Genomic DNA, 20,203 nt, shown 5'->3' on the forward strand with positions numbered 1-20,203 from the left:
ACGTGATTGGCACCAATAAAAGAGTCAGGCGAAAGACCCGCTCATTTACAGAGACGAATGACTCCGTAGCGAGGGAGCTTGCTCCCGCTTGAGCGCGTAGCGCTCACAAAAAAGGCTGCTGCGCAGCCTCGCCACAATGAATCACACCCACCTTAAGTGAACGATATTGGCGCCTAGCGCCCCTTCTTCCAAAGATAAGCACCCACCGCAATCCCGATACCGCAGATCACCGCCACGTAATAGGCCGGTCCCAGTGGGCTCTCCTTGAGCAGCAACGTAACGATCATCGGGGTCAAGCCGCCGAAGATCGCGTACGCCAGGTTGTAGGAGAACGACAGGCCGCTGAAGCGCACCACGGCCGGGAACGCCTTGACCATGACGTAGGGCACCGCGCCGATGGTGCCCACCAGCAGCCCGCTCAGGGCATAGAGCGGGAATAGCCACTCGGGGTGGTCGAACAGACAGTGGTAGAACGTCCAGGAGGTAATCAGCAGCAAAGTGCTGCCAAACACGAAGACCCGCCCGGCACCGAAACGGTCGGCCAGTACGCCGGAGCCGATGCAGCCAAAGCTCAGGAACACGATTGCCAGGCTGTTGGCCTGCAGCGCGGTAGTCGGGCTGAAGTGGTACACGGTCTGCAGCACGGTCGGGGTCATCAGGATGATCACGATGATCCCGGCCGACAACAGCCAGGTCAGCAGCATCGAAATGGCGATGGCACCACGATGATCACGCAGCACGGCCCGCAGCGGCACTTCCTCGGCCAGGGCCTTGCGCAACTGCAGCTCGGCGAACACCGGGGTTTCGTGCAGCCAGCGGCGCAGGTACACCGAGAACAGGCCGAACACACCGCCCAGCAGGAATGGAATCCGCCAGGCGTAATCCGCCACTTCCACCGGCGTATAAATACTGTTGATGGCGGTGGCGACCAGCGAACCCAACAGGATTCCCGCCGTCAGGCCACACGTCAACGTGCCGCAGGCATAGCCGATGTGGCGCGCCGGAACATGTTCGGAAACGAATACCCAGGCCCCCGGCACTTCGCCGCCAATGGCCGCGCCCTGGATCACCCGCATCAGCAACAGCAGGATCGGCGCCCACATGCCGATCTGCGCGTAGGTCGGCAGCAGGCCCATGATCAGGGTCGGCACGGCCATCATGAAAATGCTCAGGGTGAACATTTTCTTGCGCCCCAGCAGGTCGCCGAAGTGGGCCATGATGATCCCGCCCAGCGGCCGGGCCAGGTAACCGGCGGCAAAAATGCCGAACGTCTGCATCAAGCGCAGCCATTCGGGCATTTCCGCGGGGAAAAACAATTTGCCGACCACGGTGGCAAAGAACACGAAAATGATGAAATCGTAGAACTCCAGCGCACCGCCCAAGGCAGAAAGCGATAAGGTCTTGTAATCGTTGCGGGTCAACGGACGAGCGGGTTGTGCAGGTGTCGCTGTGCTCGAAGGCGCAGTGGTCATGGCAAGGCTTCTCTTATTAGTCAGTTCCGCAACCCGACCGCGTGGGTAGGGCCTACGGCCTGTGGCGAGTTCGGCACGATAGCAAATTGTTCGAAAAAACACATAGAGGCGCGTAATTGACAGTCAAAATCAGAACCGAGTGGTCGTCTCGACGACTATCGCCCGATATACTCGCAATGTTGCAACACTCTGTAAGGGGTTGCTGTGCGAAAACGTCGTTGGTGGCGTAGTACCAGAACCAGCCGGTTTCGCAGAGTTTCCCTTTGGCACGCCTTTACGAAAAACGTGACGAACGTAGCATGTTCGGGCTGAATCGTTTTTTACAAAGACGGCTATTCACCTGCAACACAAGACAGCGTTACGGGTCAGAGGCACCCCCGGCATGATAGAGCTCGAACAAGAAGATCCAATCCCGCAAGGCGACCTGGCCCTGCAAATCACCGCGCTCCCTCGCGAGACCAACGGCTTCGGCGATATTTTCGGCGGCTGGCTGGTGTCCCAGATGGACCTGGCCGGCACCGCAATGGCCAGTAAGGTGGCCGGCGGACGCGTGGCCACCGTCGCGATCGATCGCATGGCGTTCCTGGTACCGGTGGCGGTGGGTGCGCAGCTTTCCTTTTATACCCAGGCGCTGGAAATCGGCCGCAGCTCGATCCAGATGATGGTCGAGGTCTGGAGCGACGACCCGTTGTCCAGCGAATGGCGCAAGGTCACCGAAGCGGTGTTTGTGTTCGTCGCCATCGACGGCAGTGGCCGTACCCGCTCGGTTCCGCCGCGCGCGCGTTAAACACCACGGCCGTTTTGCGGTCCATTGCAGTCCCTGTTCCTGAACGAGATTTGCAGCATGCCTACGCCCCATGTCGAAGCCGTCAAACTGGATGAACTGAACGGCTGGCGCATCCGCCACGGTCAGGCCGAGTTGCTGGTGGCCCAGCAAGGCGCGCACATCCTCAGCTATCAAGTGGACGGCCAGCCGCCGCTGATCTGGCTCAACGACCAGGCCACGTTCAAGACCGGCAAGAGCATCCGCGCCGGCGTGCCGGTGTGCTGGCCGTGGTTCGGCAACCTGACCCGTAACCCCGACAGCGTTCAGGCCATGCGCGTAACCAACGATCCGGCCACCGCCCACGGCTTGGTGCGGGCGATGGACTGGGAGTTGAAGGGCATCGAAGCCGAAGGCGAACGCCTCAAGGTCGAGTTCGTGCTGCCCTACCCCGAAAACGGTCTCTCAGGCTGGCCGCATCAGGTGGACCTGACGCTGACCATCGTGATGGACGAGCAGTTGCACATCAGCCTCACCAGCCACAACCGCGGCAGCGAAACCGTCAGCCTCAGCCAGGCGCTGCACAGCTATTTCGCCGTGAGCGATGTGCGCAATGTGCACGTCGAAGGGGTGGATGGCTTGAGCTATATCGAGACCCTGGACGACTGGAACACCGTCACCCAGGCCGGCGACCTGCACTTTGCCGGCGAGACCGACCGCATCTATCTCGATACCCCACCGAAGCTGAGCATCGTCGACCCGCAGTGGCAACGACGGATCGAACTGACCAGCAGCGGTTCGCGCTCGGCGGTGATCTGGAACCCCTGGACCGAACGTGCCAAGGCGTTCAGCGACATGGCCGACGATGGCTGGCAGCGCATGCTGTGCATCGAGACGGCGAATGTGATGAACGACGTGGTGACGCTGTTGCCGCAGGCCAGTCATACCCTGGGTGTGAGCATCGGCAGCAAGCCGCTCTAAGCCACACCACAAAAACCACTGTGGGAGCGAGCTTGCTCGCGATAGCGGGATAACAGTCAACATCAGCGTCGACTGACACACCGCCATCGCGAGCAAGCTCGCTCCCACATTGGGATTTGTGTCAGGCCAACCGGCCTATTACAAATCCGCCTCCTGCACCACCCGCACCTTCTCCGCGTCCAGCGCATACGCCGCGCTGGCCAGGTCGTTGTCGACCTTTTCGATCTTCAGCGTGCCGGTCACCCACAGCGGCGTGTAGATGTCGTCCAGCTTCAAGCCCTTGGGATAGCGAACCAGCACCAGTTGATTAGGCGGCGGTGGCGGGACGTGGATGCAGGCGCCTGGGTAAGGCACCAGGAAGAACAGCGTGCTACGGCCCTTGGCGTCGCTTTCCAGGGGCACCGGGTAACCGCCGATGCGAATGTGCTTATCGTTCATCGACGCCACGGTTTTGGTCGAATACATCACCGCCGGCAAGCCTTTGCTTTGCTTCAGGCCCCCTTTCTCAGTGAAGGTGCCATTGGCTTCTGGGGAGTCGTGGTCGATCTCGGGCATGGCCTCGAGGGCTTTCTGGTCCGACTTGGGCATCAATTGGAGCCAGTCGGTTTCCGGCAGCTCGGCGGCGTGGGCCAGGCCACTGCCCAGCAGAAGAAGGGTCAACACTAGACGGCGCATGAAGGGCTCGGCAATAAGTGGGAAGTACAACGCCGGGCATTCTAGCCCTCTCCACGCGCCACGCAGAGAGGGCTTTGTCGCATTTGAATCAGTTTCTTTTGATCAGGCCGTAGATCACCAGCAGCACCACCGCGCCCACCAGGGCACCGATGAAGCCAGCGCCTTGACCGGCCTGGTAGATGCCCAGGGCTTGGCCGCCATACGTGGCTGCCAACGAACCGCCAATACCGAGCAGGATGGTCATGATCCAGCCCATGCTGTCATCGCCCGGTTTCAGGAAGCGCGCCAGCAGGCCTACGATCAAGCCGATAAAGATGGTTCCAATGATTCCCATGGCATATCCCCTTTGGTTGAACAGCTAGGCCAAAGCCTAATCAGACTTTGGCACCTTGCCATGAGAGAAGCCGGCCGACGAATGGTTCCACCGGTGCTTCAGATTATTGCTCGGCGATCAGCGTCTCGACCTTGATGATCTGCTGGGCCAGCGTCGCCCGATCAGCGCAGCGCAGGTTGGCGTGGCCGACCTTGCGCCCGGCCTTGAATGCCTTGCCATAGTGATGCAGGTGGCAATCGGCAATCGCCAGGACTTTCTCGCTGTCCGGCACCTTGCCAATGAAGTTGAGCATCGCGCTCTCGCCGACCTTCGCGGTCGAGCCCAGCGGCAACCCGGCCACCGCCCGCAGGTGGTTTTCGAACTGGCTGCACTCGGCGCCTTCGGTGGTCCAGTGCCCGGAGTTGTGGACCCGAGGCGCGATTTCGTTGGCCTTGAGGCCGCCGTCCACTTCAAAGAACTCGAAGGCCATCACGCCGACATAGTCGAGTTGCTTGAGCACCCGGCTGGAGTAATCTTCGGCCAGGGCCTGCAACGGATGGTCGGTGCTGGCGACGGACAGCTTGAGGATGCCGTCCTTGTGGGTGTTGTGCACCAGCGGGTAGTAACGGATTTCACCGTCGCGGGCCCGTACGGCAATCAGCGAGACTTCCCCAGTGAACGGCACGAAGCCCTCCAGCAGGCAGGCCACGCTGCCGAGTTCGGCAAACGTGCCGACCACGTCTTCAGGGCTGCGCAAGACTTTCTGGCCCTTGCCGTCGTATCCCAGGGTACGGGTCTTGAGCACGGCCGGCAGGCCAATGGACGCAACGGCTGCGTCCAGGTCGGCCTGGGACTGAATGTCGGCGAAGGCCGGCGTGGGGATGCCCAGGTCCTTGAACATGTTCTTTTCGAACCAGCGGTCACGGGCGATGCGCAAGGCTTCGGCGCTTGGGTAGACCGGGACGAACTGGGACAGGAATGCAACGGTTTCGGCCGGGACGCTTTCGAACTCGAAGGTCACCAGGTCCACTTCATCGGCCAACTGACGCAGGTGATCCTGGTCGCCGTAGTCGGCTCGCAGGTGTTCACCCAGCGCGCTGGCGCAGGCGTCCGGCGCCGGGTCCAGGAAAGCGAAGTTCATCCCCAGCGGCGTACCCGCCAGGGCCAACATGCGACCCAACTGGCCGCCACCGATTACACCGATCTTCATTCGTCAACAACCTCAGGCAATGCGTGGGTCTGGATTGTCCAGGACGCTGTCTGTCTGCTCAGCGCGGAACTTTTTCAGCACGGTATGAAATTGTGGATGCTTGGCGCCCAGGATGCTCGCCGAGAGCAAGGCCGCGTTGATCGCACCGGCCTTGCCGATGGCCAGGGTCGCGACCGGAATACCGGCCGGCATCTGCACGATCGACAGCAGCGAATCGACGCCCGAGAGCATCGACGACTGCACCGGCACGCCCAGCACCGGCAGGTGGGTCTTGGCCGCACACATGCCAGGCAAGTGGGCCGCGCCACCGGCACCGGCGATGATCACCTCGATGCCACGGGACTCAGCCTCTTCGGCGTACTGGAACAGCAGGTCCGGGGTGCGGTGGGCGGAAACCACTTTCACCTCGTAAGGGATGCCGAGCTTTTCCAGCATATCGGCGGTGTGGCTAAGGGTGGACCAATCGGACTTGGAGCCCATGATCACGCCAACCAGTGCACTCATCGTCGTGCCTCTTCTCTCTGGGCGCCCGCAGGCGCGTCAAAAAACAACAAGCCACGCAGGAAACCGGCGTGGCTTGTTGTACGAATTATGGCCGGGCAAGCCGACCGAAGGCCGGGCAGTATACCGAAAATGGTGCGTTAAACGCACTTTCGCCGACAGTCTGTCGTTTGGGGGGAGGCGGTGGTTTTATTGACTCGCAGGTCAGCGAATGCACCACACAAAATCTTCCTGTGGGAGCGTTGTTATCAAGACCCCGCGGCACCCTGCGCCGCACCACCCTCAAGCTTGCGCCACAACAACCGCACATTGGCCTTGCGCACCAGGGCGCAGCGGTACAGGCGAATTTCCAGTGGCACGTGCCATTGCGTACCGCCACAGATCACCAGTTCACCCCGGGCCAGTTCGGCGCGCACGCTCAGATGCGGCACCCAGGCGATGCCCAGGCCTTCCAGGGCCATGCTTTTCAGGCTGTCAGCCATGGCCGTCTCATAGACCGTGGTGAAACGCAGCGCCCGCTGGCGCAGCAACTGGTTGACCGAACGACCGAGAAACGCCCCTGCGCTGTAGGCCAGCAGCGGCACACTGGCCTCGCCCTCGAGGTCGAACAGTGGCTTGCCATCGGCATCGGCCGCGCACACTGGAAGCATTTCGGTCTGGCCCAGGTGCAGTGACGGGAAAATCTCCGGGTCCATCTGCATCGCCGAATCCGGGTCGTAGAAAGCCAGCATCAGGTCGCAACCACCTTCGCGCAAGGCATGCACGGCATCGCCGACGTTGGTGGCCACCAGTCGCGTGGCGATGTTCATCCCTTCGTTGCGCAGTTGCGCGATCCAGCGCGGGAAAAAGCCCAATGCCAGGGAGTGCGCGGCGGCCACTTGGATGACTTCGCCCTGCCCACCTTCCAGGTGATGCAAATGCCGCAGCACCTCACCCAGTTGCTCGACCACCGTGCGCGCCGTCACCAAAAACAGCTGCCCCGCCGCCGTCAGCTCAACAGGTGTGCGGGAACGGTTGACCAAGGTCAGTCCCAGCGCCGCTTCGAGGCTGCGAATTCGCCGACTGAAGGCCGGTTGTGTCACGAAGCGCCGCTCGGCCGCCTGGGAGAAACTGCGGGTGGCGGCCAAGGCACTGAAGTCCTCGAGCCACTTGCTTTCAAGATTCATCACGTCCTCCCGTTAAACGCACCAAAACAGGTCACACGTTCGCCGCACCGCCGACGTCACACCGACATTATGCCGAATATGCATAGGCCAGTGTTTAACAGCATTGGCCCTATTTTTTTCCAGAGCCTAGGATTCACAGCGTTCCGGCTCAGACCGGGTCCTTATTCGAGATGATTTCTATCATGTCCTCCGCTGCATCCTTCCGCACAGAAAAAGACCTGCTTGGCGTACTCGAAGTACCGGCGCAAGCGTATTACGGCATCCAGACCCTGCGAGCGGTAAACAACTTCCGTCTCTCCGGCGTCCCGATCTCGCATTACCCCAAGCTGGTGGTCGGTCTGGCAATGGTCAAACAAGCCGCCGCTGACGCCAACCGCGAACTGGGCCAGCTCAGCGAAGCCAAGCACGCAGCCATCAGCGAAGCCTGTGCACGATTGATCCGCGGCGACTTCCACGAAGAATTCGTGGTGGACATGATCCAGGGCGGCGCCGGCACGTCGACCAACATGAATGCCAACGAAGTCATCGCCAACATCGCGCTGGAGGCCATGGGTCACCAGAAAGGCGAATACCAGTACCTGCACCCGAACAACGACGTGAACATGGCGCAGTCCACCAACGACGCCTACCCGACCGCGATCCGCCTCGGTCTGCTGCTGGGTCACGATGCGTTGCTGGCCAGCCTCGACAGCCTGATCCAGGCGTTCGCGGCCAAGGGTGAAGAATTCAGCCACGTCCTGAAAATGGGCCGCACCCAGCTGCAGGATGCTGTGCCGATGACCCTCGGCCAGGAATTCCGCGCCTTCGCCACCACCCTGAGCGAAGACCTGGCACGCCTGAAAACCCTGGCCCCTGAATTGCTCACCGAAGTGAACCTGGGCGGCACCGCCATCGGCACCGGCATCAACGCCGACCCGCGTTACCAGGCCCTGGCCGTGCAGCGCCTGGCAACCATCAGTGGCCAGCCGCTGGTTCCGGCCGCCGACCTGATCGAAGCCACCTCCGACATGGGCGCCTTCGTGCTGTTCTCCGGCATGCTCAAGCGCACTGCGGTCAAGCTGTCGAAGATCTGCAACGACTTGCGCCTGCTGTCCAGCGGCCCACGCACCGGCATCAACGAAATCAACCTGCCGGCCCGCCAGCCAGGCAGCTCGATCATGCCCGGCAAGGTCAACCCGGTCATCCCGGAAGCGGTCAACCAAGTGGCGTTCCAGATCATCGGCAACGACCTGGCCCTGACGATCGCGGCCGAAGGCGGCCAGCTGCAACTGAACGTGATGGAACCGCTGATCGCCTTCAAGATCTTCGACTCGATCCGCCTGCTGCAACGGGCCATGGACATGCTGCGCGAGCACTGCATCGTCGGCATCACCGCCAACGAAGCGCGCTGCCGCGAACTGGTCGAGCACTCGATCGGCCTGGTCACTGCGCTGAACCCGTACATCGGCTATGAAAACGCCACCCGCATCGCCCGTGTTGCCCTGGAAAGCGGCCGCGGCGTGCTGGAGCTGGTGCGCGAAGAAGGCTTGCTCGACGACGCCATGCTCGACGACATCCTGCGCCCGGAAAACATGATTGCTCCGCGTCTGGTTCCGCTCAAAGCGTGATCGACGCAACTAACGCTCACCAGGTCGAGGGACTAGACACCTCTCACCTTTTGAGGGCTTGGGGATCTTCCCCAAGCCCTTTTTTTAATTGATAGCGACAAGGATGACCGAACTGTAGGAACGAATCTTCTCGCGATAAACGATGACGCGCTGCCGTTGTAAACCGCGTCATCAGCCATTGCGAGCGGGCTCGCCCCCACAAAAACCTGACCAGGAGGCCAGGTGAAACATAGGCTCCGTTTCGTCGGACGCACCACAACTGTGCAGACGGGCACCGCGCTGATAGGTATAGTGCCGCCCCTCTTCGCGTGAGCGGTCGTCGGTAACGAGGCCTTAAAACATGCGAAAACCGAACTAATAACAAACCCGCGAATAGACCGGAACGAAACATCGCCTTACCTCATGTGCCGCGCGCCAACCGATGTAACACGATGTGTCCAAATGGCCAGCATTCGCTTAAACAAAAAACAGCGAGGAATACTCATGCTCGAAGTCATCAACGACTTCCTTTCAGGGAAAGTGCTGATCGTGCTCATTGTCGGGCTCGGTGGCTACTTCACGATCCGCTCGCGTTTCGTCCAGTTCCGCCATTTCTTTCACATGTTCACGGTGTTCCGTGACAGCCTCAAGAGCAGCACTGACCAGCTCAGTTCGTTCCAGGCCCTGATGCTCAGCCTGGCCGGTCGTGTCGGCGCGGGTAACATTGCCGGTGTCGGCATCGCGGTGACCCTCGGCGGTCCTGGTGCGGTGTTCTGGATGTGGGTGACCGCGCTGGTCGGCATGTCCAGCAGCTTCTTCGAATGCTCCCTCGGCCAGCTCTACAAGCGCTGCGACTCCGAAGGCCAGTACCGTGGAGGCCCGTCCTACTACATCCAGCACGGCCTGCAGAAACGCTGGCTGGGCATGATCATGGCATTCCTGCTGCTGATCACCTTCGGCTTCGCTTTCAACGGCCTGCAAGCCCACGCCGTGACCCACTCCCTGAACAACGCTTTCGGCTTTGACACTACCTACACCGGCCTGGCCCTGGCGGTATTGCTGGGCCTGGTGTTCATTGGCGGGATCAAGCGCATCGCCAAGGTGGCCGACCTGCTGGTACCGGTCAAAACCCTGGCGTACATCGGCGTAACTCTCTACGTGATCGTGCTGCAGTTCGAACACGTACCGGACATGCTGGTGACTATCGTCAGAAGTGCGTTCGGCCTGGACCAAGCCTTTGGCGGCCTGATCGGCAGCGCCATCGTCATGGGCGTCAAGCGTGGCGTATTCGCCAACGAAGCCGGCCTGGGTAGTGCGCCTAACGTCGCCGCAGTAGCCTCGGTCGAGCATCCGGTAGCCCAAGGTGTGGTCCAAGCGTTCAGCGTATTCCTGGACACTTTCGTCATCTGCACCTGCACCGCGCTGCTGATCCTGTTGTCGGGCTTCTACACCCCTGGCTTCGAAGGCGACGGCATTGCCCTGACCCAGAACTCCCTGGCCGCCGTGGTCGGTGACTGGGGTCGGATTTTCATCTCCGTGGCCCTGTCGTTGTTCGTGTTCACCTCGATCCTCTACAACTACTATCTGGGTGAGAACAACCTGCGCTTCATGGTCGGTGAAAACCGCAAGGTGCTGATGGGCTATCGCGCCCTGGTGCTGGTATTGATCTTCTGGGGTGCCATCGAAAACCTGGGCACCGTGTTCGCCTTCGCTGACATCACCATGACCCTGCTGGCGTTCGTGAACCTGATCGCGCTGTTCCTGCTGTTCAAGGTCGGCATGCGCATCCTGCGTGACTACGATGACCAGCGTTCGGCCGGCATCAAGGTTCCGGTCTTCGACTCCAGCAAGTTCCCGGACCTGGATCTGGACCGCAACGCCTGGCCAGCCACCCCGTCGGCACCGGTTGCCAAACCTGACGCCGAGACTGCTGGCGTGGCCGCAGCGCAACGCTGATCGGTAATAAGCTGTTTGGAAAAAACCGGGCGCATCCCCTGCGCCCGGCGTGACACAGCCTAAGGTCGGCGTCATGCTCGGCCTTATGTTGTGGCAGCGAAGTAAAGCTGCCGTTTTCGTCCTCGGAGAACCCCCATGAATTCCTCGACCTATCCTGCCGCGCAGCACGTCATGGTGCTCTACACCGGTGGAACCATCGGCATGCAGGCCAGCGCCCACGGCCTGGCCCCGGCATCCGGTTTCGAAGCGCGGATGCGCGACTACCTGCAAAGCCAACCCGAACTCGTTGTTCCGCAATGGCGCTTCCGGGAAATGTCGCCGCTGATCGACAGCGCCAACATGACCCCGGCCTACTGGCAGCAACTGCGTGAAGCGGTGGTCGATGCCGTGGATGTGCAGGGCTGCGACAGCGTACTGATCCTGCACGGCACCGATACGCTGGCCTACAGCGCGGCCGCAATGAGCTTCCAACTGCTGGGCCTGCATGCGCGGGTATGCTTCACCGGTTCGATGCTGCCCGCTGGCGTGACCGACAGCGACGCCTGGGAAAACCTCAGCGGCGCGTTGGTTGCCCTCGGCCAGGGTCTGGCGCCGGGGGTGCATCTGTATTTCCACGGTGAGCTGCTGGAACCCACCCGTTGCGCCAAAGTGCGCAGCTTCGGGCGTCATCCGTTCAAGCGCCTGGAGCGTCAGGGTGGCGGTACCAAAGCCGCTTCGCTGCCGGCGCCGTTGAATTACAACCAGCCCAAGCAACTGGCGAATATCGCGGTGCTGCCGCTGTTTCCCGGCATCAGTGCCGAGATTCTCGATGGCCTGCTCGGCAGCGGGATCCAGGGCCTGGTGCTGGAGTGCTACGGCAGCGGCACCGGGCCGAGCGACAACCCAGCCTTCCTCGCCAGCCTCGAGCGGGCGCGGGACAGCGGCGTGGTGGTGGTGGCGGTGACCCAATGCCATGAAGGCGGCGTGGAGCTGGATGTGTACGAGGCCGGCAGTCGCTTGCGTGGCGTCGGCGTGCTATCCGGTGGCGGCATGACCCGCGAGGCCGCATTCGGCAAGTTGCAGGCGCTGATTGGCGCGGGGTTGCCAGTGGAAGAGATTCGGCGGCTGGTAGAGCTGGATCTGTGTGGCGAGCTCGCCTGACACCTAGCAGAACCTGTGGGAACGAGCTCCCACAGGGGTTCGCTCAAGCCTGGCAATCTTCGCCCGGCATACAACTTGCTCCATCTCCAGCCTCCCAAGGCTGGAAACGAACATGCTTCATTCCCACCTCACCACCCTCAACGCCGTCTCCCTGGTGCTCAGCACCTTCAAGCATGAAGGGCTGCCCAGCGACGCGTTGCTGGCCGGCAGCGGCATCAGCGCGGCGGATCTGAGCCGGGCCGACACGCGCATCACCACCAACCAGGAGATGCAGGTCTGCGCCAACGCCGTGGCCCTCAAGCGCGACATCGGCCTGGAACTGGGCCTGCGCATGCACGTTTCGTCCTACGGCATGCTCGGTTATGCCCTGCTCACCAGTGCCACCTTAGGTGACGCTTTGCGCCTGGCGCTGCGCTATCCGGCGCTATTGGGAACACTCTTCGAACTGAACCTGGAAGAAGACCAGGAGACGGTCTGGCTCAGCGCCAGCGATTATCGAGAAAACCCGACCCTGGCGGTGTTCAACGCCGAGTTCTGCATGGTCTCGCTGAAAGTCATCTGCAACGACCTGCTCGGCCATGCGCTACCATTGCGCGCGGCGCGCTTCGAACATCCGGCGCCCGATTACCAGGCGCGCTACGCAGCGCTGTTCAATTGCCCGGTGCGCTTCGACAGCCTCGATAACGCGTTTGCCTTCGACCGTCACTGGCTCGAACAGCCCCTGCCCCTGGCCGACTCCATCACCCATCACGCCATGGCCGAACGCTGCCGCCGACAGAACACCGAGTTCACCGGACGCCAGGCTTGGCTGGGGCGGATTCGCCAATTGCTCAGCGCACAACTGGACGCCGCCCCCGGCCTGGAAGGCCTGGCCGCGCAAATGAACTGCTCGGCACGCACCTTGCGCCGACACCTCAAGGATCTGGGTTGCAGCTATCAAGAATTGCTGGACGAACTGCGCTTCGAGCGGGCCAAGCAAATGCTCTGCGAAGACCAACTGCCAATCTATCGGATCGCCGAAATACTCGGCTTCAGCGAAACCGCCAGTTTTCGGCATGCCTTCGTGCGCTGGAGTGGGGTGGCGCCGAGTCAGTTCAGGTCCTGAACCTTCGGCAATCGCCGCTTTCACGCACAACACCTAACCCCTGTGGGAGCAAGGCTTGCCCGCGATGGCGTCCGCTCAGACACATCCAGCGCCCTAAAGGCGGACGCCAGGTAGACCGCAACAACCGGTCTACGACGGCTGCGCCGCCGAGCGGGAGCAAGCTCCCTCGCCACGAATCACCGCGTCGCCATCGAAGCCGCCCTTGTGCCCCGAACCCGCGCACACCTGCGCCAACAAGGGGCGATTTACGGTCAAACCTTTTGGCCATTTCGATCCCCTTTTGGCCTCTCCTGCCGTTCTCCAAAACCCCGCACACCGCAAGACTGTGAGCAACCGGATCAGCCTTGCGGAGCACAATAATGCTGACGATCTACTCAGACGATCACCACCTGCACCACGGACGCTGCGAGTTGATGGACGGGCAATTGATGCCCTGCTTTGAAATGCCCTCCCGGGCCGATCATGTGCTGGAGCGGGTCAAGGCCCGGGCGCTGGGCCCGGTCGAAGCGCCCCATGATTTCGGCCTGGGGCCGATCCAGCGCATTCACAGCCCGGCGTACCTGGAATTTTTCAAAGGCGCCTGGGATCGCTGGGCTGAGTTCGAGCGCGACGGCGATTTGCTGCCTTTCACCTGGCCGGCGCGGACCTTGCGCACGGTCATTCCGACAAGCCTGCACGGCCAGCTCGGCTATTACAGCTTCGACGGCGGCGCACCGATTACCGCGGGCACTTGGCAGGCAGCCTACAGCGCCGCCCAGGTCGCCCTCACCGCCCAGGCCGAGATCCAGCGCGGCGCCCGCAGTGCCTTTGCCCTGTGCCGCCCGCCGGGACACCACGCCGCCAGTGACTTGATGGGCGGCTATTGCTACCTCAACAACGCCGCCATCGCCGCCCAGGCTTTTCTCGACCAGGGCCATAAGCAGGTCGCGATCCTCGATGTCGATTACCACCACGGCAACGGCACCCAGTCGATTTTCTACGAGCGCAGCGACGTGCTGTTCGCTTCGATCCACGGCCACCCTGAAGCCGAGTTTCCGTTCTTCCTCGGCTACGCCGATGAGTACGGTGAAGGCGCCGGTGACGGCTTCAACTTCAACTATCCTCTGCCGGCCGGCTCAGGCTGGGACACCTGGAGCGCCGCGCTGGAGCAGGCTTGCGGCGAAATCCAAGGCTACGACGCCGATGTCATCGTCGTCTCCCTGGGTGTGGACACCTTCAAGGACGACCCGATCTCGCAGTTCAAGCTCGACAGCCCGGATTACCTGGCGATGGGCAAACGCATCGCGGCGCTCGGCAAACCGACCCTGTTCGTGATGGAGGGCGGTTACGCGGTAGCAGAAATCGGCATCAATGCCGTGAACGTTCTCGAAGGTTTTCAAAGCGCCCAATGAGGAAATAACAGCATGAACAGACTCAAGCGTTTAATGGTTCCCAGCCTGTGCGCCGCGCTGCTGTGCGGCGCTGCCCAGGCCGAAGAGCGCACCCTGCGCGTCTACAACTGGTTCGACTACATCACGCCCAAGGCCCTGGACGATTTCAAGGCGCAGAACAGCCAGGTCAAACTGGTCTATGACATCTTCGACACCAACGAAGCCCTGGAGGCCAAGCTGCTGACGGGCAATTCCGGCTACGACGTGGTGGTGCCGTCCAACGTGTTCCTGGCCAAGCAGATCGAGGCCGGTGTGTTCCAGCCCCTGGACCGCAGCAAACTGCCGAATTGGAACCACCTCGATCCCAAGCTGATGAAGCTGATCGAAGCCAACGACCCGGGCAACAAATTCGCCGTGCCCTACATGTACGGCACCATCCTGATCGGCTTCAACCCGGACAAGGTCAAGGCCGCCCTGGGTGACAACGCACCGGTGGACAGCTGGGACCTGATCTTCAAGGAAGAGAACCTCAGCAAGCTCAAGCAATGCGGTGTGGCACTGCTCGATTCGCCATCGGAGATCCTGCCGCTGGCCTTGCAGCACCTGGGCCTGGACCCTAACAGCAAGAAGCCGGCGGACTACGCCAAGGCTGAAGCGTTGTTGATGAAGATCCGCCCGCACATCACTTACTTCCACTCATCCAAGTACATGGCCGACATCGCCAATGGCGACATCTGCGTGGCCGTCGGTTACTCCGGCAGCTTCTCCCAGGCGGCCAACCGCGCCAAGGAAGCCAAGAACGGCGTCACCGTGGACATGCGCCTGCCCAAGGAAGGCGCGCCGATCTGGTTCGACATGCTCGCCATCCCCAAAGGCGCGAAAAACCCCGACGACGCCTACACCTTCATCAACTATTTGTTGCAACCGAAGGTGATCGCACCCGTCAGCGATTTCGTCGGCTATCCAAACCCGAACAAGGACGCCACGGACATGGTCGACCCGGCGATCCGCAACAATCCCAACCTGTACCCGACCGAGGCGGCTATGGCCACGCTGTACACCCTGCAACCCTTGCCCCGGGATGCCGAGCGCGCACGGACACGGGCCTGGACCCGGATCAAATCCGGGCAGTAGCCTGTAGCGAGGAGAACCTACCAGGGCTGCTTCGCAGCCCCAGCGGGGCGGTGCGACGTTTCGTTAAATCCCCTCGCCACAAGGTTTACTTGGCATATACATAGTTACCACCCTCCCTGTCTGGTACCTCCCTAGCATGGAATCCCCGAAGCATTCAGCGGCGGGGATTCCACCTAGCGCAAGACAGGGAGCGTCAGATGACCAGAACCTCTACAACCACGAACACTACACCCGAAGCCAGCCTCAAGAATGCTGTGCTCAACCAGCTACTCGCAGGCCCCACCTCCCCGGAAGTTGCCGCCGTGCTCCTGCGCAGGGCCCTCAAGAAAATGTATCCGGCACTGGACCTCGATCCGCTCAACACAGTCGTTGGCGAGCCTCGCTGGGACATTGTCGACAGCGAAATCCTGGAACTGCCCACTCGTTACGAAACCCTCAGCGATATGGTGGCCGAACGAGTAGGCGCGAGCGATTCGACCATGCTGATCGAAGGCGTGCACTTTCTGACCCAACTGCCGATCAGCACCCCGGAGGTGCATCTGCCGGTACGTATCGAACAGATCGGAGCCCTGATCAACGAACTGGAGCCTGTCATGTTGTCCGCCTGCCAGGAACAACAACTGGCGTACTGGAACGCTCCAGTGGGCACCTCCGGCCCACGCTGGCATGAGCTCTCCAGAACGCTGCGCAAGATCTGGGACGTCAAAGAGGTCAATGGCTGGACCGCGACTGAATGCGACATGGCCAGGCAATTGTTCCTTTACCCCAATCTGGAGGACCGCAAGCAACATGATCGCTACGACACTCACGCGTACCTGATCGACATCGATGAAGTTGACGGGACCAACGTCCGTCGCCTGAACGAAAACTCGCTGGTGGTACTGATCGGAACCATCGCCGGCAAAGAGGTCATCCTTACGTACTCGCTGCGCGACAGCTATAAAAAATTCGACTCACAGCAAGCGCTGGGGCAATTTCTCCCGACGCAACTGGACACCACATTCCGCAAGAAAATCCAGTGGCGGCTGTATGAGCCCACCGGCAACATCTTCGATCACAAGGCCTGCGGGCTGATCGCCATGCAGGTCAAGATCCTCGGCTCCCCCAGCTTCCTGAAAAAAGTTTCATCCATCGAGGACGACCAGCCCGTGACCAGCGGGCTGGACGCAGAAAAAGGTATTGGCGCGACCTGGTTCGATAAAAAGATACCCGACTGGCTGCTGGCAGCGTCGATATCCGATCAGATTCTATTCGCCCAGCACATGAAAAACCTTTCGGCGCTGAGCAGTTCCCATGCCGGCAAGACCTACCTCGACGCTATTGCTCCTATCAAAGAGTTTGCGTTGAACGCCCTCAAGAAACAGATGCAAGCGGACCATGCCGACGCTGCGACACTCGATCCGGAAAAAATCGAGATCCAGATTCGCAGCCTCGTGGCCTGGGGTTCTTTTATCGTTCCGGGCAAATTCGAGACCACCCGGTTCAATCTCGTTGAGCTGGCCTTGCAAAACCTGATTGCACTGCCCTTGGGCAACAAAACCGTCAGGTCCCTCAACGGCAAGGTGTTGCCCACCTGGATGACGACTGACTACATCGAAAGCCTCATCACCAAAATCGATATCGGTCGCGTCTATCCCGATCTGGTGAAGAGCAAACTGCTCGACGATCCGACCGAATCGGCCCGCCGCGAAGAGTTGTACACCTCCCAGTTGCGCATTCAACTGCCCATGCTCGCGCTTGAGGGAAAGATCCGAGGGCGTGGGAACATCGACGAACGGGGCTACCGTTATGTCGCCGCACTGATGGAGCCGGAGGAAGCCGATCGCAAGGTCGACGGACAACCCATCGTGCTGCGCAGGCTGGCCTTCATATCCGAACAGAAACTGATCCCCTCGGAGGACATCGTGACCAATATGTTCGTGATCGGTCCGAAGAATCCAGGCGCCGGTCCCTGCCTGCTTTATCGACCGCTGCTCGAGCCGCAGTTGTGCCAGTACCCCTCGTCCAGCAACCTGTTGTATGCGATCAGGCAAATCCCTGAATTGCGCCAATCGGTCCTGGCCTGGCTGCCCGATGAGGTGCGCAGCAATTACAGCCGATACATTTTCTCGGGCCCCCTGCCCTCACCCTGGGTCATCGTTGAGTTTGCGACGGACCCTTTTACATCATGGCTCGATACCGCCCCCGTCGGCTTGAGCGAAAAAACCCTGGGCCCCGATTTCCTGCCACTGTTGTTCAAGGCCAATGCCAATGCCCTGGTCGAGCTTGCAGATCGACAATCGGTGTCTAACAGCGAAACCCGCTGGAGTACCTTCAAGCAGGCTGGCTGGCTGATTTTCAACCTGGCCCTGCCTTACCTGGGCGCTGCCGTGGGCACCGCCGTCTGGCTCTGGCAAATTCTGGATGACATTGAAACGCTGATGCAGGACAGCGAACACGCCAACGACCAGGCCACATGGGAGGCATTCGTCGACCTGTTGCTGAACCTGGCCATGGCGATCACCACTCACGCTATCGACCATGCCAGAGAAGGCACACGCAGTCGCAGGGCAGCGGCGCCGGAGGTGATAGAGGAGCCGGTCAAGCTGGTTAAACCCAAGCTCGTCATCGAAAAACTCGCGCCTTCCACCGGCAAGGAACTGCACCCTGAGCACTATGAGTCCATCCATTCCAGCGGCGCCCTGACGGGCAAATCGGGAGAGGGCGCCAAGCTCCTTGAGACGTTCAGTGTCGACGCGCCCGAAACACCAGGGCAGGCCCATATCGATGGCACGTTCAAAGGGCTCTATCACCGACAGGGGCTGTGGTACGCCAAAGTGGCAGAAAAATGGTTCAACGTGACGATGGTGGGCGATAAGGTCTGTGTCGTCGACGGGAAGAATCCCTCGCGCCTGGGCCCTCCCCTGCGGCTCGATATACACGGCCATTGGCATATCGACATCCGCCTGCGCCTGCGCGGCACGGGATCAAAAGGTGCGATGGAAAAAGTCATCGCCGACACTCACCGCCGCAGTGTTCAACTGCTGGCCGAACTGAACCACTTCGAAGAAAAAAAACCGGAGCACCAGGCGCTGCTGACAATGAACGCGCAGGAGCTGAACAACGCCTCGGGCTCCACCAAGGAGACCAAGCGCAACGTTTACTTGAGTACCTTGAAAACCCAGCGCGAAAGCTATGAAGAAGCGTTGAACATCTTGACTCAATGGCCCGTCTTCCAATCAAGGCCCGACGCGCCCAAAGCCAGGCTTGGCTACCTGAACGCACAAATCAACTTCACGTTCGAAGAGATAGACGCGCTGAAAGAGCGGTTTACCCCGGCCCTGAGAACAGCCATGGACATGGCCACCACCGGCGTCGCGGTCGTGGAGCAGCAGCACGTCGATGCAGCCGAGAGCATGATCCGGGTCGGCGAGGACATGAACGAGCGCCTGGATTACATGGAGACACGTTTTTCCAGGCTCAAGGTACTGGGGCGTGAAGGTTTTGAATTTATCCGGCAGCACCGAGGAAGAATGCCGACCTACAAGAGCGACGGTATCCGCCTTATCCAGTTAGACATGTATCGGCACCTCTGCCTGACGCTCGATAGCGTCAATACCATGCCCGAAGGTTGGGCAGTCATTAACCAACTGGTTGATAGCGCCACGATTGCCTTTCAAAGCCTGCACGATGCCATCGAGGAACGCAGCGTGATCCGACTGGACGAGCAAATCGATGCATTCGGCAGCCTTACGGAGCAGTTCACCGCCCTTGAAGAACAACTCGAATACGTGGGCACCGAGTACAAGGAGAGCGCCCGCCCGGCCGAACTCAATCGGCTGAGCAAGCAGATCAGCAGCCTGAAAAAACGGGCATTGCAACATTTGGCCCAGGCCCTCGATGAGAGGAGCAACCGGCGCAGCATGGGCAACCCTTATGAGCCACGCCCCAGGTTCAGGAAGAAGTTCATCAGGGCACGTTTCTGGGGCCTGGTCAGCGGCGAACCTCGGTTAACGAAAATGCACGAAGAAACCGATTGGGTCGATGTCAAGAACCCGGTCACAGACAAGATCATCGCCACCTTCCACCGCAAGGGAACGGGTGAGTGGGTGCCCCATGCGCTCACCGATACGCCACAGATCGTCCCGTCCCTGGCAACCAGCCTTGCAAAGGGCCGAGCCCTGGTCGATGGACTGGAGGCGTTCCAGGCGCAGGTCGAGGAGCACATGAATGCGCCAGGCCGATCGCCCACCGGTATCGGGATGATTCTGAACGCTCATGCAAACAGGATGGAGAAAGTCGGCATTGCAATCAAAAAGGCAATGGACAGTGCCTCGAACGAAACCGTTGAAGTTTCAGTGAAACAAAAGCGTACGGCCGAAGCCTTGCGTACGGAACTCAAGACGCAAGCGAAGGCCCTTTATGAGGAAGCCTTCGATGCCGTACTGAATGTCATCAAACATCGTCCCCCAACCATGGATGGCGTCATATGGCTTAAAAGCCGCAATCGCATTTCCATCACCAAACTAAAGAACCGACAAAAAAACAAAGGCCCGCTTCACGGCTATCTCGACCGGTACGAGATCCGGGACGTGAAGGAAAACAAAACGCTTTGGTTTGCGGATTTCCGTTACTCCACCGACTGGGTCCCCGCCCACGCCTACCTTTCCGGTCGCTTGAAAACACCGGAACAAGTCAACAAGGGAACGCGCGCCGACGCCACCCAGGACCTCACCCAGCGTCAACTGATCGATCTTTACCGCAGCGAAATCGCGGTGGACCAGGCCAAGGAAGTGTTCTTTCCAAAGCAGCCCTCATAACGGTCAGGAGCCCGCTCCCACAGGGATGGCGT

At 60.6% G+C, this 20,203-nt stretch carries 15 protein-coding genes; 9 read left to right on the forward strand and 6 right to left on the reverse strand.

Annotation, left to right across the window (positions count from 1 at the left end):
• Positions 1-173: 173 nt before the first annotated feature.
• On the reverse strand, positions 174-1,472 hold the full coding sequence (locus EPZ47_RS29460; RefSeq protein WP_135847855.1) for an MFS transporter: 1,299 nt from the start codon (positions 1,470-1,472) through the stop codon (positions 174-176).
• A 382-nt stretch (positions 1,473-1,854) separates the two neighbouring features.
• Between EPZ47_RS29460 and EPZ47_RS29465 the strand changes: the two genes are divergently transcribed.
• Positions 1,855-2,259: an acyl-CoA thioesterase gene (locus EPZ47_RS29465; protein ID WP_003177184.1), complete on the forward strand. Its 405-nt coding sequence runs from the start codon at positions 1,855-1,857 to the stop codon at positions 2,257-2,259.
• A gap of 57 nt (positions 2,260-2,316) precedes the next feature.
• Positions 2,317-3,216 carry a D-hexose-6-phosphate mutarotase gene (locus tag EPZ47_RS29470; protein WP_135847856.1) on the forward strand — a complete coding sequence of 300 codons (900 nt, stop codon included), beginning with the start codon at positions 2,317-2,319 and terminating at the stop codon, positions 3,214-3,216.
• A 138-nt stretch (positions 3,217-3,354) separates the two neighbouring features.
• Here the strand turns inward: EPZ47_RS29470 and EPZ47_RS29480 are convergent, their stop codons facing one another.
• The 5 genes from EPZ47_RS29480 to EPZ47_RS29500 form a co-directional block, all read right to left on the reverse strand.
• The gene (locus tag EPZ47_RS29480) at positions 3,355-3,891 is read right to left on the reverse strand and encodes a DUF3299 domain-containing protein (protein WP_135847857.1); all 537 of its coding nucleotides are present in this window, start codon (positions 3,889-3,891) and stop codon (positions 3,355-3,357) included.
• Positions 3,892-3,979: 88 nt separating this feature from the next.
• Positions 3,980-4,225 carry a GlsB/YeaQ/YmgE family stress response membrane protein gene (locus EPZ47_RS29485; protein ID WP_003196372.1) on the reverse strand — a complete coding sequence of 82 codons (246 nt, stop codon included), beginning with the start codon at positions 4,223-4,225 and terminating at the stop codon, positions 3,980-3,982.
• Between the two features lie 103 nt (positions 4,226-4,328).
• Entirely contained in the window at positions 4,329-5,414 is a 1,086-nt protein-coding gene (locus EPZ47_RS29490; RefSeq protein WP_135847858.1) for a 5-(carboxyamino)imidazole ribonucleotide synthase, read from the reverse strand.
• Positions 5,415-5,426: 12 nt separating this feature from the next.
• A complete protein-coding gene (gene purE / locus EPZ47_RS29495; RefSeq protein WP_003187060.1) occupies positions 5,427-5,918 on the reverse strand; it encodes a 5-(carboxyamino)imidazole ribonucleotide mutase in 492 nt (163 codons plus the stop codon).
• Between the two features lie 245 nt (positions 5,919-6,163).
• Positions 6,164-7,081 (reverse strand): LysR substrate-binding domain-containing protein, encoded by a 918-nt coding sequence (locus EPZ47_RS29500; RefSeq protein WP_135847859.1) that lies wholly within the window; start codon positions 7,079-7,081, stop codon positions 6,164-6,166.
• A 182-nt stretch (positions 7,082-7,263) separates the two neighbouring features.
• On the opposite strand from EPZ47_RS29500, the gene aspA reads away from it, so the two are divergent.
• From aspA to EPZ47_RS29535, 7 genes are all read left to right on the forward strand, one after another.
• Positions 7,264-8,688, forward strand: coding sequence for an aspartate ammonia-lyase (aspA, locus tag EPZ47_RS29505; protein ID WP_003196363.1), 1,425 nt, complete (start codon positions 7,264-7,266; stop codon positions 8,686-8,688).
• A gap of 483 nt (positions 8,689-9,171) precedes the next feature.
• Positions 9,172-10,623, forward strand: coding sequence for an alanine/glycine:cation symporter family protein (locus EPZ47_RS29510; RefSeq protein ID WP_135847860.1), 1,452 nt, complete (start codon positions 9,172-9,174; stop codon positions 10,621-10,623).
• Positions 10,624-10,758: 135 nt separating this feature from the next.
• Entirely contained in the window at positions 10,759-11,763 is a 1,005-nt protein-coding gene (locus tag EPZ47_RS29515) for an asparaginase (RefSeq protein WP_135847861.1), read from the forward strand.
• 112 nt (positions 11,764-11,875) lie between these two features.
• Positions 11,876-12,868: an AraC family transcriptional regulator gene (locus EPZ47_RS29520; RefSeq protein ID WP_135847862.1), complete on the forward strand. Its 993-nt coding sequence runs from the start codon at positions 11,876-11,878 to the stop codon at positions 12,866-12,868.
• Between the two features lie 359 nt (positions 12,869-13,227).
• On the forward strand, positions 13,228-14,259 hold the full coding sequence (locus EPZ47_RS29525; RefSeq protein WP_135847863.1) for a histone deacetylase family protein: 1,032 nt from the start codon (positions 13,228-13,230) through the stop codon (positions 14,257-14,259).
• A gap of 12 nt (positions 14,260-14,271) precedes the next feature.
• Entirely contained in the window at positions 14,272-15,372 is a 1,101-nt protein-coding gene (locus EPZ47_RS29530) for a polyamine ABC transporter substrate-binding protein (protein WP_135847864.1), read from the forward strand.
• A gap of 197 nt (positions 15,373-15,569) precedes the next feature.
• Positions 15,570-20,171 (forward strand): dermonecrotic toxin domain-containing protein, encoded by a 4,602-nt coding sequence (locus tag EPZ47_RS29535; RefSeq protein WP_135847865.1) that lies wholly within the window; start codon positions 15,570-15,572, stop codon positions 20,169-20,171.
• The last annotated feature ends 32 nt before the right edge of the window (positions 20,172-20,203 follow it).

The organism is Pseudomonas viciae (assembly GCF_004786035.1).
In the GTDB taxonomy this organism is placed as follows: domain Bacteria; phylum Pseudomonadota; class Gammaproteobacteria; order Pseudomonadales; family Pseudomonadaceae; genus Aquipseudomonas; species Aquipseudomonas viciae.

Bases quoted from the DNA above. Each gene is read 5' to 3' on its own strand.
- EPZ47_RS29460 (WP_135847855.1), bottom strand. From the start codon at position 1,472: ATGACCACTGCGCCTTCGAGCACAGCGACACCTGCACAACCCGCTCGT.
- EPZ47_RS29465 (WP_003177184.1), top strand. From the start codon at position 1,855: ATGATAGAGCTCGAACAAGAAGATCCAATCCCGCAAGGCGACCTGGCC.
- EPZ47_RS29470 (WP_135847856.1), top strand. From the start codon at position 2,317: ATGCCTACGCCCCATGTCGAAGCCGTCAAACTGGATGAACTGAACGGC.
- EPZ47_RS29480 (WP_135847857.1), bottom strand. From the start codon at position 3,891: ATGCGCCGTCTAGTGTTGACCCTTCTTCTGCTGGGCAGTGGCCTGGCC.
- EPZ47_RS29485 (WP_003196372.1), bottom strand. From the start codon at position 4,225: ATGGGAATCATTGGAACCATCTTTATCGGCTTGATCGTAGGCCTGCTG.
- EPZ47_RS29490 (WP_135847858.1), bottom strand. From the start codon at position 5,414: ATGAAGATCGGTGTAATCGGTGGCGGCCAGTTGGGTCGCATGTTGGCC.
- purE (WP_003187060.1), bottom strand. From the start codon at position 5,918: ATGAGTGCACTGGTTGGCGTGATCATGGGCTCCAAGTCCGATTGGTCC.
- EPZ47_RS29500 (WP_135847859.1), bottom strand. From the start codon at position 7,081: ATGAATCTTGAAAGCAAGTGGCTCGAGGACTTCAGTGCCTTGGCCGCC.
- aspA (WP_003196363.1), top strand. From the start codon at position 7,264: ATGTCCTCCGCTGCATCCTTCCGCACAGAAAAAGACCTGCTTGGCGTA.
- EPZ47_RS29510 (WP_135847860.1), top strand. From the start codon at position 9,172: ATGCTCGAAGTCATCAACGACTTCCTTTCAGGGAAAGTGCTGATCGTG.
- EPZ47_RS29515 (WP_135847861.1), top strand. From the start codon at position 10,759: ATGAATTCCTCGACCTATCCTGCCGCGCAGCACGTCATGGTGCTCTAC.
- EPZ47_RS29520 (WP_135847862.1), top strand. From the start codon at position 11,876: ATGCTTCATTCCCACCTCACCACCCTCAACGCCGTCTCCCTGGTGCTC.
- EPZ47_RS29525 (WP_135847863.1), top strand. From the start codon at position 13,228: ATGCTGACGATCTACTCAGACGATCACCACCTGCACCACGGACGCTGC.
- EPZ47_RS29530 (WP_135847864.1), top strand. From the start codon at position 14,272: ATGAACAGACTCAAGCGTTTAATGGTTCCCAGCCTGTGCGCCGCGCTG.
- EPZ47_RS29535 (WP_135847865.1), top strand. From the start codon at position 15,570: ATGACCAGAACCTCTACAACCACGAACACTACACCCGAAGCCAGCCTC.